10 protein-coding genes and 1 pseudogene are annotated in these 13,787 nt (G+C 62.4%); 9 read left to right on the top strand and 2 right to left on the bottom strand.

Going from position 1 to position 13,787, the window contains the following annotated elements:
* Positions 1-663: 663 nt before the first annotated feature.
* From DK391_RS36860 to DK391_RS36855, 3 genes and pseudogenes are all read left to right on the top strand, one after another.
* Complete coding sequence (locus DK391_RS36860; RefSeq protein WP_109482949.1) at positions 664-2,850, top strand: hypothetical protein; 2,187 nt, start codon at positions 664-666, stop codon at positions 2,848-2,850.
* A gap of 222 nt (positions 2,851-3,072) precedes the next feature.
* A complete protein-coding gene (locus tag DK391_RS45080; protein WP_204117507.1) occupies positions 3,073-3,216 on the top strand; it encodes a hypothetical protein in 144 nt (47 codons plus the stop codon).
* A gap of 156 nt (positions 3,217-3,372) precedes the next feature.
* A pseudogene (locus DK391_RS36855) lies at positions 3,373-3,813 on the top strand (GDP-mannose mannosyl hydrolase); the annotation flags it as partial.
* 99 nt (positions 3,814-3,912) lie between these two features.
* Here DK391_RS36855 and galU read toward each other — a convergent pair.
* Positions 3,913-4,845, bottom strand: a complete 933-nt coding sequence (galU, locus tag DK391_RS36850; RefSeq protein ID WP_109482933.1) for a UTP--glucose-1-phosphate uridylyltransferase GalU — start codon at positions 4,843-4,845, stop codon at positions 3,913-3,915.
* A 217-nt stretch (positions 4,846-5,062) separates the two neighbouring features.
* On the opposite strand from galU, the gene DK391_RS36845 reads away from it, so the two are divergent.
* From DK391_RS36845 to DK391_RS36830, 4 genes are all read left to right on the top strand, one after another.
* Entirely contained in the window at positions 5,063-6,100 is a 1,038-nt protein-coding gene (locus tag DK391_RS36845) for a helix-turn-helix domain-containing protein (protein WP_239483054.1), read from the top strand.
* Positions 6,101-6,250: 150 nt separating this feature from the next.
* A complete protein-coding gene (locus DK391_RS36840; RefSeq protein ID WP_109482931.1) occupies positions 6,251-7,741 on the top strand; it encodes an MFS transporter in 1,491 nt (496 codons plus the stop codon).
* Positions 7,742-8,030: 289 nt separating this feature from the next.
* The gene (locus DK391_RS36835; RefSeq protein WP_109482930.1) at positions 8,031-8,384 is read left to right on the top strand and encodes a hypothetical protein; all 354 of its coding nucleotides are present in this window, start codon (positions 8,031-8,033) and stop codon (positions 8,382-8,384) included.
* Positions 8,385-8,657: 273 nt separating this feature from the next.
* Complete coding sequence (locus tag DK391_RS36830; RefSeq protein ID WP_109482948.1) at positions 8,658-9,470, top strand: mechanosensitive ion channel family protein; 813 nt, start codon at positions 8,658-8,660, stop codon at positions 9,468-9,470.
* Between the two features lie 104 nt (positions 9,471-9,574).
* Here DK391_RS36830 and DK391_RS36825 read toward each other — a convergent pair whose 3' ends face one another.
* A complete protein-coding gene (locus tag DK391_RS36825) occupies positions 9,575-10,264 on the bottom strand; it encodes a DedA family protein (protein WP_109482929.1) in 690 nt (229 codons plus the stop codon).
* Positions 10,265-10,476: 212 nt separating this feature from the next.
* Here DK391_RS36825 and mutL point away from each other — a divergent pair, with 212 nt between their 5' ends.
* Complete coding sequence (mutL, locus tag DK391_RS36820) at positions 10,477-12,576, top strand: DNA mismatch repair endonuclease MutL (protein WP_109482947.1); 2,100 nt, start codon at positions 10,477-10,479, stop codon at positions 12,574-12,576.
* Positions 12,577-12,637: 61 nt separating this feature from the next.
* Complete coding sequence (gene miaA / locus DK391_RS36815; RefSeq protein WP_109482946.1) at positions 12,638-13,609, top strand: tRNA (adenosine(37)-N6)-dimethylallyltransferase MiaA; 972 nt, start codon at positions 12,638-12,640, stop codon at positions 13,607-13,609.
* The last annotated feature ends 178 nt before the right edge of the window (positions 13,610-13,787 follow it).

Below are 13,787 nucleotides of genomic sequence, written 5' to 3'. Positions count from 1 at the left end.
ACAGCAATTTTTTCGGTTTTACAATTAAGGGCCGCAATACTTACCCGCACCCCTACCTGTTTATCCCAATACCCGATAAAAATGGCTATTTGCTAATATGAAATGAAGCCGCGATTGATATGAGGATTTCGCGCACACAAAGGCACGAATTAGGAATTATAAGAACGGAATTGCGTGTCCAAATAATTTCTTCTATTCCTTTTTTCGATTCGCTATAAATAAATCAATTAATGTTTCAAACGCGAAACATCAGGCCCCAGGGCGAGGCGAATTGGCGCTAACCAGGTGCAGTCAAACGTGTGTTTCGATCGACCATCCAGGTTCATTCGGACACGCAAACACCTTGTCCCACCGTCGTGAACCGTTATGCATAGCGGGTCAGCGCGATTAGTCGAATCTCGCCACAGGCAAGCGTCGCGACGACGCAACATTCGTATCGATCCGCCAGCGAAGTTGCGCACAGACACTAGGTAACGTCCAATTCCTGCTAACTCGACGGTGTAATCTTGGTCGCGCCATATGCGCGTACCCGGTCATCGATACCGTTTGGGGGGAAGAATGACTGATGTCGAATGCAGCCGCGGTAAGAGATGCGTTTCACATTTGCGTGGGTTTTTTTCACGCAATGCTTTGCGCGATGTTTCGCTCACCTTGCGACTCGCGATGCTTGCCTCATGCATGGCGATAGCGAGCGGCTGTGACAACGCGTCGGCCGATAACGAACAGGTGGCCAGTCACGCCGGCAACTGGACGCATTGTGCAGACGAACGCGGCACGTGCAGCTTCAGCGGCACGCGCGACGTACACTACGGCAGCGAAGCGCACAACACTGTCAAGTCGCTGACAAACGGCACACCATGTAATAACGCCATCTTCGGCGATCCCGCCCCGGGCGAGCTCAAGCAATGCTGGATAGCAGGCGCGAACGACGCAGCGAGCCCTGCTGCTTCGGCCAAAGCCGCCACGACGTCCGCATCGCTATCGTCCGACGACAGCGAGTGGCCGATGAAAGCGCCGCCTCGTGCGAACGATTCGCAAGGACTCCGTTGTAACAAATCGGCTGACGTTGCGGCGGCGAACGCACAGGGCGATCTGATCGAAGCGGACACACCCGGAAGCGATGGCACCCGTCTCTTTCCGCTCGACCGTTCGTTCCAGATTGTCATCACGACACGCGCGCCGCACGACGACAAGCTCGCGTGGAAGATCCGCGATGCGTGGGGCACCGTGCAGGCAAGCGGCGTGTATGGCGTGCCGCAAGGCGCGCGTCAGGTGACGCTCAATTGCGAATCGTCGCTGGCGGGATACTTCGCCCTGTCCGCATCGCTTGATCAGGCGCATGGACAATTGCCGACCCGCGGCACGCGTCCGCAGGGCATCGCGACGTTTGGCGTGCTGCCGGATGTGTCGGCAAGCGTGCCGCCCGTGCACTTCGCGCGCGCGGACCTGCATCGCTTTGGCGGCCAGGGCGGCGCGTTCGTGGGCCCCGGTCAGCACTGCTGCGATGGCGACGGTTATCGTCCGCTCTATACGCGGCTCGGCCTCACGTGGGTCAACGACAATCGCAACTGGTACAAGGAAGAACCCGATCGCCCGGACACCTTCAATCCCGCCACTGCGCAACTCGCACCGTGGTTCCGCAAAGGCGACCTGCTGCGGTTGATCCAGCTCGACGGCATTCCTGGGTGGGCGAGTCCGACGGGCAAGCAGACTCACAGCTATCTGCCGAAATCGACCGATGCGCTGCGCGAATACATGCAGCGCGTAGGCACTGAATCGAGCCGCGTGCGCAGCACGGTCTTTCCCACGCAACAGAGCAATTACTATCAGGTGACGTGGGAACCCGATGCCGCAGGCGGCCTGCCGTGGCGCGACACCGACGCGAATTTCGTCGAGCTATATAAGGTCGTGCACGAAGGCATTCATGCGACGGATCCGAATGCGGTCGTGATGGGGCCGACGTATGGATCGGTGGTCGGTAATGTTGAATGGCTGACGCGTCTCGCGCCGCTCGGCCTGCCGAAGTATCTCGACGGCATCGCCATTCACGGCTATTACGATCCGGGTGGCAACAGCCCGTCGCATCCACCCGAACGTCTGATGAACGCGAGCGATCCGCAGCAGGCGAAATATGCGCTGCCCACTGCGATGCGCGCGTTGCGGGCCGTGATGGCCCAGCAGTACAAGCCGGGCGCGAAGCTGTTCAACACGGAACTGGGCATCAGCTACGACGTCGGCGAACAGTATGGTCCGCACTACCCGCCCAACGACGTGCTGTATGCGCAAGGTGCCGTGGTCGCACGCACGCATCTGATCCTGCTCGGTGAAGGCGCGGACATGACCTACATCTTCTATTCGAACGACTCGCCCGCCGCCACGCCCGGCTACGGCGTGTTCTTCGATCTCGATCATCCGAAGGGCGCATTTGGCCCGACCACCGTCAGCCCGAAGCCGGCAGCGTCGGTGGTGGCGGCGATGACGCGGCTGATCGATGGCACGGCCACGCTCGGACCCGTCAAGCGCACGCCGACGGGCGTGTACGCCTATGCGTTCGAGCGCCTGAACAACGGCAAGGTCGTCACGGCGGCATGGACGCATGACAACGCGAAGTGGAACAAGTCCACGCACTTCGATCCGACGACTGGCGTCACATGGCGTCTGCAGGTCGACGCGCCAGGCACGGCAGGCAAGGTGACGGTGTTCGACATGATGGGCAATCCGTCGAGCGTGCCGTACGAAGATGGCTACGTATCGCTCGCGCTGACGGAGACGCCGGTGTACGTGGTGTCGTCGAATGTCGCGGTGATGAAAGCCAACGTGACGACGCCTGCGGGCTACGTCGCGCCATGAGGAAGCGTGGGCGAAGCAGCGTGCCGGACAGGACGCAAACGAAGCGCGTCGCGCACGCTCACGCATCATCGTTCGATTTGGCCATACGAGACGGCATTTAGGCGTCAGACGCCTGAGCCGCTGTTTATTGCTGCGCTTAGACTCTGTGCAATGCCGCAAGCCTCGCGTCATGCGCGCGTCACATCGCGCATGCCCGCGAAGCCATGACGACGGAGCGGTGGAATGACGGGTTTGGGCTGGATCATGGTAGTGGTGGTCGCAATGCTGGCCTCCGCGCTGCTGCTGTGCGTGGGGATCGGCGTCGTCATCGCTTTTCTGTTCGGAACCACCTCGCGGCTGTTCGCCAACGATCACGATCATCACTAGAGAGGCAGGTAAGCGGCGGCGCGTGTGAGTGCGCGCTGGCTGCGAAGTGCGCATGTAACGCGGCGCTGTCGACTATCCCGCTTTGCTGCCCCATTAAACAAAACCACATGACGAGAGAGAGATATGGCCGCCACGTGAGCCGATTTTCTCGAAGCAGGCGATTTTCTTCAGGTCGTCAAGATGACACCCCTCGTGTCGATCGACCTGATCGTGTCCGATTACGCGGGGCGCGTACTGGTCGGACATCGGCGCAACCGGCCGGCACTCGGCACATGGTTCGTGCCTGGCGGACGCATCTGCAAAAATGAGCGGCTCGATGCCGCTTTCACACGCATCGTCGATTCGGAACTGGGCATCGCGGGGATGGAACGCTCAGCGGCGCGATTCGGTGGATTGTTCGAGCATCTTTACAAGGACAACTTCGCAGGCGCGGACAAGATCACGACGCACTACGTGGTGATCGCCTACTTTCTCACGCTCGAGAACACGGCGTCGGTCGGCCGTTTCGATCAGCACAGCCGCTATATCTGGCTCACGCCGGAAGCGCTGCTCGCGCGCGACGACGTGCACGAGAACACCAAGGCGTATTTCCGCTGACACTTACGGGCCGCGTCCACGTCGCAGTGGCGCGAGCAGTCGTGCAAAAGAAAACGGCGCGGCGGATCGCTCCGCCGCGCCGTTGACTTAATCAAGCGATCAGACGCGGCTCAACAGTTCCGCCAGTTCCTGCTGCGCGCCCTCGCCGTGCGCGCCCTGCCCGGCCTGCATGCGGCCCTTCAGATACGCGTCGAACGCTTCCTTGACCTCGGGATGGCGCAATGCGAACTCAACCGTCGCCTTCAGATAACCGAGCTTGCTGCCGCAGTCGAAACGCTTGCCGCGATACTGATACGCCAGCGCCTGTTCGCCGCCGAGCAGCGCCTGGATCGCGTCCGTCAGCTGGATCTCGCCGCCCGCGCCCGCCTGCTGACGGCGCAGATGATCGAAGATCTTGGGCATCAGCACATAGCGGCCCACCACGCCGAGATTGGACGGCGCATCTTCCGGCGCGGGTTTTTCGACGATGCCCGACATCTTGAAGAGCCGGTCATCCCAACGCTTGCCGTCGATCACGCCATACGAGCGCGATTCCTGCCTGCCGATTTCCTCAACGCCGACAATCGAGCAATGATAGTGATTGAAGAGACTCACCATCTGCGACAGCACGGGCGGTTCGCCATCGAGCAGATCGTCGGCGAGGATCACGGCGAACGGTTCGTCGCCCACCAGCTTTTCCGCGCACAGCACCGCGTGGCCCAGCCCGAGCGGCTCCGGCTGGCGCACATAGCAGCATTCGACATGGCTCGGCTTGATGTTCTGCACCAGTTCGAGCAGCGCGAGCTTGCCGCGCGCGAGCAGTTCGCACTCGACCTCGTACGACTTGTCGAAATGGTCTTCGATGGCGCGCTTGCTGCGCCCCGTCACGAAGATCATCTCGGTGATGCCCGCTGCAATGGCCTCCTCGACTGCGTACTGGATCAGCGGTTTGTCCACTACGGGTAGCATTTCTTTGGGGCTGGCTTTCGTCGCGGGAAGGAACCGGGTACCGAGACCGGCCACGGGGAACACCGCCTTGCGTATGCTGAGCATGCTCTCGCCTCTTTGAGTTGATTGATAAGCATCGATACGCCAGAGTATTCCGCGAATATCGAGCCGATCTGCCAACTTCTCGGTCTTTTCCGACTCAAACGTTCAGCGTGGGAATACGTCGGCCTATGATGGACGCAAGGCACGCAGACCTTCATTCTTTCGCCGTCCTCGGCACTGGAGACAGACGATGCGATATGAGCACGCGGTGAGTCGGTGGATGGATTCAACCTCGTCGAGCGCAGTCGTCAATGTCGGGCACATGGTCAAACGTATAGGAATTCTCGTTTTTGAACGATTTCCGCTAAGCGACGTTTGTCTGCTCGCTGACGCATTCCGACTCGCCAACGAAGCACAAGCCGATCAATCCGGCTCCGAAGCTTCAGGTGTCGAACCCTCGTATTCGATCGTGATGCTGTCCGAAATGGGCGGCAGCGTGGTCAGCAGCTGTGCGCTGCGCGTGTGGACGGAAAGCCTCAACGGCCCGCTGTTGAACGGCTTCGATACGCTATTCATCGTCGGCGGGCCGGGCGCATCGCGCGCCAAGGCCAATGAGAGGCTGATCCGCCGGCTGCGCGCCATCGCGCCGAAAATCCGCGTGGTGAAGGCGCTCGACGAAGGCCTCGGCGTGCTCGCCGCCGCCGATATCGCCTTCGAGCGGCGCGGCTGGCGCAGCATGCCCGACGCCACCGACGACGACACCGGCAATCCCACCGCGCCCGTCGCCAATGAAACGCATTGGCAGATCGAGCCTGGCGCATCGATCGACGTGGACGCACCCGTGCGGTCCATCGCCGCTGCGCTGACGGTCATCAAGCGCGACCACGGCACGCCGATCGCGCGGCTGGTGTCGGAACGCGCGCTGTCGGGCGCATCGCGCCGCCTCGACGCGATTCTCGACGACGACGAAAAAAAGGGCATCACCCGCAAGATCACGACGGCCGCGCACTGGATCCGCGAGAACTACACGCGTCATATCTCGGTGGCGGAAGCCGCCGAGGTCGCGAAGATGAGCGAACGAAACTTCCTGCGGCGCTTCAAGGCGCAGGTCGGGCTGACGCCGTCGGAATATCTGTTGCGCGCGCGCCTCGACGCCAGTTGCCTGCTGCTGGCGGAAACCGACATGTCCATCGACGGCATCGCGCGCCGCTGTGGCGTGCGCAGCGGCGACGGACTCGCCAAGATCTTCCGCAAGCGCCTGTCCATCTCGCCAACTGATTACCGCGCGGCGCACCGCCACAGCATGTCCAAAGGCTGATCGCCCATTCAGGCTTGCATCGTTCCGAAAATTGGGACGATGCAGCACGCATGACTGTAGGCATGAGCTAATAACAAAAATAACGTTGTTGATGGCGAATGCGCGCCAGTACGATTCCGCCTTTTGCGCGTTTTTGCGCGTACGAGCCGCATGTCCACCGTTTTCGCGCCCGAAACAGGCGTCGCGCAGGCTCCGTCCCGCGCGTCCGGCAAGCCTGTCATCCGTTCCGCCGCCGATGTGTCGGCACTCGTCAACCAGGGCGCTGCTATCGGCAGCGATGCACGCATCGTCGTCGCGATCGCGCTCGGCGGCGTGTTTCTCGATGCCTACGATCTCGGCGCCCTCGCCTTCGGCCTGAAGGACGTCGCGCGCGAATTCTCGCTGACGCCCGCGGGCACCGGCTTCGTCGCCTCAGCGATCACGTTCGGCGCGATTGTCGGCGCATTTCTGGGCGGCTTTCTGACTGACCGCATCGGCCGGTATCGCGTGTTCATGGCCGACATGTTCTTCTTCGTGATCGCCGCGCTCGCGTGCGCGTTCGCGCCGAATGCCTGGGTGCTCGGCGGTGCGCGCTTCGTGATGGGGCTGGGCGTCGGTATCGATCTGCCCGTGGCGATGGCGTTTCTCGCCGAGTTCTCAAGACTGCAAGGCAAAGGCAACAAGGCCGCGCGCGTGGCGATGTGGTGCCCCGTCTGGTATGCAGCCATCAGCGTGTCGTATCTGCTCGTGCTCGCGTTCTACTCGACCTTACCGGCGAGCCACCAGCCGCTGCTATGGCGTCTGATTCTCGGCTTCGGCGCCGTGCCCGCCATCGTCATCATCCTGATCCGCAGCCGCTATATCAGCGAGTCGCCGGTTTGGGCCGCCAATCAGGGCGATCTCAACGGCGCTGCGCAGATTCTAAAACGCTCGTATGGCATCGATGCCGATGTCGCGCCCGATGCTGCCGCCAATACGAAGCAGACTCACGTGCGCGCCGCCTCGTGGAAGAACTACGGCACGCTGCTCAAGGGCGTCTATCTGAAGCGCACCGTGCTGGCGACGGTGATCGGCATTGCGTCGTCGTTTGCGTATAACGCGGTTGCGTTCGGCCTGCCCGTCATCATTTCGAGCTTCCTCGCGCAGTCGCTGCTCACCACGATCCTCGCGTCGCTGGTGCTCAATCTGGCGTTTGCGTTCGTCGGCGGCATCATCGCCGTGCGCACGGTGCCGAGGTTCGGCGCATGGAACATGACGGTGCTCGGCTACGCCTGCCAGCTCGTCGCGCTGGTGGGTCTCGCCGTGGTCGGCAAGCCGGCGGGCGGCGCGCAGGTCGCCATTGCGATCGCGATGCTCGCGCTGTTCCTGTTCGGACAGGGCTTCGGCCCCGGCTCGCACAGCATGACGTTCGCGTCGCTGAGCTATCCGACCTCGCTGCGCGGCGTGGGCGTCGGCTTCAACCAGACGCTGATGCGCGCCAGTTCCACCGTCTCGCTGTTCCTGTTCCCGGTGCTCGCCGCCGCGATGCACACGCGCGTGTTCTGGATCATCGCGGTTGCCCCGCTGGCTGGCCTCGTCGCGCTGCTCGCGATCCGCTGGGAGCCGTCCGGCTACGACGTCGATGCGGAAGACTTCACACCAGCCGCATCGCTCAGGCAATAAATAGCGCGCTCAAGCGGCTGAAGGCGACGACACGATTACGCGTCGCTTGAGAAAAATCAAAAGGGTCTCCGGGCAACCGGAGACCCTTTTTAACATTTGGCATCCGAAATAGTGACGAAAGCGTTACGCATGTCGTGCATCGCCAACGTCTTGTTCCGGAGTCCAGACATTTGCGTTTATCGAGATGAAAAGACGTGCAATGATCGCGCCGCCATGCCCATGCCGTGACCGCGCTTCGACGTCACCATGCGAGCGGACTTTCATAAGAGAACGTTTTCATCTCAACGCCATGATCAATTTCCTGCTCGATCTGATGTCGAATCTGGTCATCCTCGCCGCGCTGCTGGCGACATGTTGCGTGATCAACTGGATGCGGCCCGACGTGAAAGCGAACGGCTACCTGGTATTCGTCGTGCTCGTCGCCGTCGCGCTGCTGTTCGATGTCGCGTTGACCTTTCTGGTGTTTTCCGACGCACAGATGCGTTACGGTCAGTTCAGCACGCTGGAGGCGTTCCTGCCGCGCCTCGCCGCCTGGCTGACGTCGTGCGCCATCGCGCTGTGCCTGTCGCGCATTCGCAGCCGCAAGGCAGCCGGTCGCGCGGCAGCACGCGCTGTAATGGGTGCATCGCCCTCCGCGCATTGAGCGCAACGGCAGCAGACCGTTCCGGCCTGGAATATGTCTTGCTGCCTGCCGCGCCATCGCCTATAACAGTCGATGATTGCAGGTGACGGCAACTGCGCCGTCACGACTCGCATCCCGGGCAACCCTGCCCGTTCAAGCCGTTCGCCGTACGGATAACAACGTCGTGTAGCACATGCGATGGACGCGGCGTCCGCTCTGCTGATCCGCCTCGCGTCCGCTGCATCGTCGCATGCACGCAGTCAGTCATACGCAACCGACTCAAGCGAGGGAATCGTGGATATCGAAGCCGTACGCGTCTTTCTGATGACCCGGGGCATCGACTTCGGGACCAAGGTACTCGGTGCGATCGTTCTGTGGATCATCGGGCGATGGGTGATCGGACTCGTCATCAGCCTGATGCGCAAGGTGCTTGCGCGCAACAGCAAGGTCGATCCGACGCTCGCGAACTATCTGGGTTCGATCCTCGGCGCGCTGCTGAACCTGATCCTGATACTCGCCATCCTGCAGGTGTTCGGCGTGCAGACCACGTCGTTCGCCGCGCTGCTCGCGGGTCTTGGTCTTGCCATCGGCACTGCGTGGGGCGGCCTGCTCTCCCACTTCGCGGCAGGCATCTTCATGCAGGTGCTGCGGCCGTTCAAGGTGGGGGATTTCGTCACGGCGGGCGGCGTGACGGGCACCGTTCAGGAACTCGGCCTGTTCGGCACGACGATCGTCACACCCGACAACGTGCTGACCATCGGCGGGAACAACACGATCTTCTCGGGCATCATTTCCAACTTCAGCGCGCAGCCGGTGCGGCGCGTCGAGTTGACGGCGAAGGTGGCGAACGGCGTCGATCCCATCGATGCCGCGAACCGGCTGCGAGCGGCTATCGCGAAGATTCCGAATGTGTCCGAGAGCCCGGCGCCGGATATCGAAGTGCTGTCGTTCACGCCCGAAGGGCCGATGCTGTGCGTGCGGCCTTACACGCACAACGACAACTACTGGCAGGTGTATTTCGACACGAACCGCGCGATCATCGAGACTTTCCGCGAAGCGGGCTATCCGACACCGGAAACGCCCGTCGTGCGGCGCGTGGCTTCGTAACGCGGTTGTCGCGGCCTGATCGGACGCGTCTAGCTGCGGACTGATCAGGCGGACTGCTTAGGCGCATGCGGGCATCGACGTGATGCGATGCCCGCCGCCTCATTTCAATGACCCGTGTTATTGCCAGCCGAACCCGTCGGCTGACGCTTGCTGCGCAGGATCTTCCACAGCGCACCGAACGCGACGGGCACGACAGCAGCGCCGATGCCGACCAGCACGATCACATTCAGATACTGGCGGATAAACGGAATGTTGCCGAAGAAATAACCGAGCAGCGTAAGCAGCAGCACCCAGAACAGCGCGCCCGCGACATTGAAGAACTGGAAGCGCTTGACGCTCATCATCGATGCACCCGCGACGAACGGCGCAAAGGGCCGCACGACAGGAATGAAGCGCGCCAGCACGATGGTTTTGCCGCCGTGACGCTCGTAGAAGTTGTGGGTCTTGCGCAGCGCTTCGCGGTCGAGGAATTTTTCCAGCACGGGTATGTGCGAATTGAACACCTTCGGCCCGATAGCACGGCCGATCAGATAGTTGACCGTATTGCCGAGCACGGCAGCCACCAGCAACAGCACGATCAGCAGCTCGATGTTCATCTCGCCCGTTGCGCAGAACGCGCCGCCGATGAACAGCAGCGAATCGCCCGGCAGGAACGGCAGCACGACGAGGCCCGTTTCGCAGAACACGATCAGGAACAGCACCGCGTAGACCCACGCGCCGTATTGGTGGATGAAGACTCCCAGAAACTTGTCGATATGCAGGACAAGATTGACGAATTGCAGCAGCGTGTCCAAAGGGTCGTCCTTTTAAAAGCAGATGGCTGGCGTGACGCAAACGGCGGCCCGTCGCGCATGGCGTGCCTCGCGCGCGCCACTAAAGGGGCGAAACGCGTCGGAGGCAGGAAATTGACCGCGCCATGATACCGAAAGTGCCATGACGACTTTAAAAAAAGTCGCCGGATATGTGCACGTTCAGACGATCTGCGACGAATCGCTATAATTTCGCCATGTCCGCGATCCCCGAATCTTCCGAAACGCGCGCCGAGGCGCTCGACCACGCCCCTGCCGACGTGCCGGCCGCGCCGAATCCGGCGTCGACGCGCGACGCAAGCACCGCGGAAAGCGCGCTTACGCCGCGTCCGTTGCGCGCCATCCAGGCGCTGCCCGACCAGCTGATCAGCCAGATTGCCGCAGGCGAAGTGGGCGAACGGCCGGCTTCCGTCGTGAAGGAACTGCTCGAAAACGCACTCGATGCGGGCGCGAAGACATTGCGCATTCTGCTCGACGAAGGCGGCGTCAAGCGCATCTCGATCACCGACGACGGCTGCGGCATTCCCGAAAGCGAACTGGCCCTCGCATTGATGCGCCACGCGACCAGCAAGATCCGCTCGCTGGCCGAACTGGAAGCTGTTGCGACCCTCGGGTTTCGCGGTGAAGCGCTGGCGTCGATTGCATCGGTGTCGGACATGCATATCACGAGCCGCACTGAGAACGCTTCGCACGCTACACGTATCGACGCGCAGACGGGTGCGCTATCGCCGGCAGCAGGCACGCGCGGCACGACCATCGAAGTGCGCGAACTGTATTTCAACACGCCCGCGCGCCGCAAATTCCTGAAGAGCGAGCAGACCGAGCTCGGCCATTGTCTCGAGATGATCCGGCGCGCGGCGCTCGCACGGCCCGACGTGGCCATTTCAGTGCTGCATAACGGGCGTGCCGTCGAGCACTGGAACGCAACCGATCCCGCCACGCGCGTAGCGAAGATTCTCGGCGAAACATTCGCGACGGCGCATCTGCCCCTCGATGAATCGGCGGGGCCGCTGGCCGTCTATGGTTGCGCCGGTCTGCCGACGGCCAGCCGCGGCCGCGCCGACCAGCAATATTTCTTCGTCAATGGCCGCTTCGTGCGCGACAAACTGCTCACGCACGCGGTGCGCGCGGCCTATGAAGATGTGCTGCATGGCGATCGCTATCCGTCGTATGTGCTGTTCCTCGACCTGCCGCCCGAGGCTGTCGATGTGAACGTGCATCCGTCGAAAATCGAAGTGCGTTTTCGCGATTCGCGCTCGATTCACCAGTACGTGTTCCACGCCGTGCAACGCGCGCTTGCGCGGCACGCTGGGGCGTCGCCGGAAACGACGTCGGGTGGGCACGCGGCGCGCATCGAGCCAATGCCTGCCGCCTCGCCGGGAATGTCCGGTTCGCCTTCATCGTTTGGCTCGACGCCGCTGGGCGGCGGTTTCCGCGTCAGCGACGGCGGCAGTTCGCAACCGGGCAACACATGGATGCGCCAGGCGAGCATGAGGCAAGGCTCGCTGCCCGTGGCGCAGCCGCTCGCGTTGTACGACGCGCTGTTCGGACGTAAGGATGCGGGCGCGGGCACGTCGCAAGGCACGACCACATTCGAACTGCGCGACGCAGCCGATTCCACCGACGGCAGCGGCACGCCTTCGCCGTTCGCGGGCTTCGACGGTTTCGCAGCGCAGCCGTCCGGCGCGCCGCAGAGCTTCGACGCGCACGACGAACAGCCGCTCGGCTTCGCGCTTGGTCAGATCCACGGCATCTACGTGCTGGCGCAGAACGCGCGCGGCCTCGTGATCGTCGATATGCACGCGGCGCACGAGCGCATTCTGTACGAGCAGTTCAAGAACGCGCTCACGGATCGTGCGATCGCCGTGCAGCCGCTGCTCATTCCCCTATCGATGCCCGCTGACGGCGTGGAAATCGGTGTAGTGGAAGAAGAGCGCGAGACGCTCGAATCGCTTGGTTTCGATCTCGCCGTGCTGTCGCCGACCACCATTGCGATCCGCGCCGTGCCCGCGTTGCTGAAAGATGCCGATTTGCAGGCGCTCGCGCGCGCGGTGCTGTCCGATCTGCATTCGTACGGCGGCTCGCGCGTGCTGACGGAGCGTCAGCATGAACTGCTCGGCACGCTGGCCTGTCATCACGCGGTGCGGGCCAACCGGCGTCTGACGCTCGATGAAATGAATGCGCTGCTGCGCCAGATGGAAGCGACCGAGCGCGCGGACCAATGCAATCACGGGCGTCCGACGTGGTATCAGCTGACGCTCGGCGATCTCGACCGTCTGTTCATGCGCGGACAGTGAGCGGGGCCGTGCTGGTTGTCCGCTCACGCATGTCTGCCCGTATGTCTTCACGTTTCTCATGATGCAGCACGATCCGCACTCCACGCCGCCATCCGCCGCGCTTCCCCTCGCCTGCCTGCTTGGTCCGACGGCTTCGGGCAAGACGGCGGCTGCGCTGGCGTTTGCTGCGCGCGCGCCTGTCGAGATCATCAGCGTCGATTCGGCGCTCGTGTATCGCGAGATGGACATTGGTACGGCCAAGCCGTCGGCGGAAGAACGCGCGTTGGCGCCGCATCATCTGATCGATATCGTCGATCCCGTCGATGCCTATTCCGCCGCCGATTTTCGGGCTGATGCGCTGCGGCTGATCGGCGAGATCGTGGCGCGCGGCAATGTGCCGTTGCTGGTCGGCGGCACGATGCTGTACTACAAGGCGTTGACGCAGGGGCTGAACGACCTGCCTGCTGCAGATCCCGACGTGCGCGCGACGCTCGATGCCGATGCAGCACGCGAAGGCTGGCCTGCCTTGCATGCGAGACTCTCTGCCGTCGATCCTGTGACGGCGGCACGTCTGGCGCCGAATGATTCGCAGCGGATCCAGCGGGCGCTCGAGGTGTTCATGCTGACTGGGCAGACGATGTCTTCGCTGCTCGCGGCGCCTGCGCGTGATGACGATGCTGCACTTCGGTACAGGTTCGTGCCGATTGCGCTGGAGCCGTCTGATCGAATTGTGTTGCACGCCCGTATCGCAGCGCGATTCGATGCGATGCTCGCGCACGGATTTATCGATGAAGTGCGGCGGCTGCGGGATCGCGGCGATCTCCATCCTGGCTTGCCGTCGATGCGGTGTGTGGGCTATCGCCAGGCCTGGGAATATCTCGACGGTCTGATCGATTACGACACCATGCGCGATAAGGGCGTCTTCGCGACGCGGCAGTTGTGCAAGCGGCAGTTGACCTGGCTGCGTGCGATGCCGGAGCGGATTGTGGTTGATTGTTGTGGTTTGGATGCTACCGCGCAGGCGGTGGGGGCTGTTGAGCGGGTAGTTGGTTAGGCGGTTTTATGTCTGTGTGTGGGTTTTTTGGGTGGGGTCGGCGGGGCGTTCGCGGTTTGGGTTTTCGCGGGCGTCCGCGATTTGCTTCTGGTTTGCTAGCGTTGCCCCTGTGCGGGGCGGCACCTACTTTTCTTTGCCGCCGCAAAGAAAAGTAGGCAAAAGAAAGCGGGCTAACACC

The sequence above is a fragment of the Paraburkholderia sp. C35 genome, assembly GCF_003121405.1.
Taxonomy (GTDB): Bacteria; Pseudomonadota; Gammaproteobacteria; order Burkholderiales; family Burkholderiaceae; genus Paraburkholderia.
Note: the sequence above shows the minus strand (reverse complement) of the source record. Positions and strands in the feature narration are given on the sequence as shown.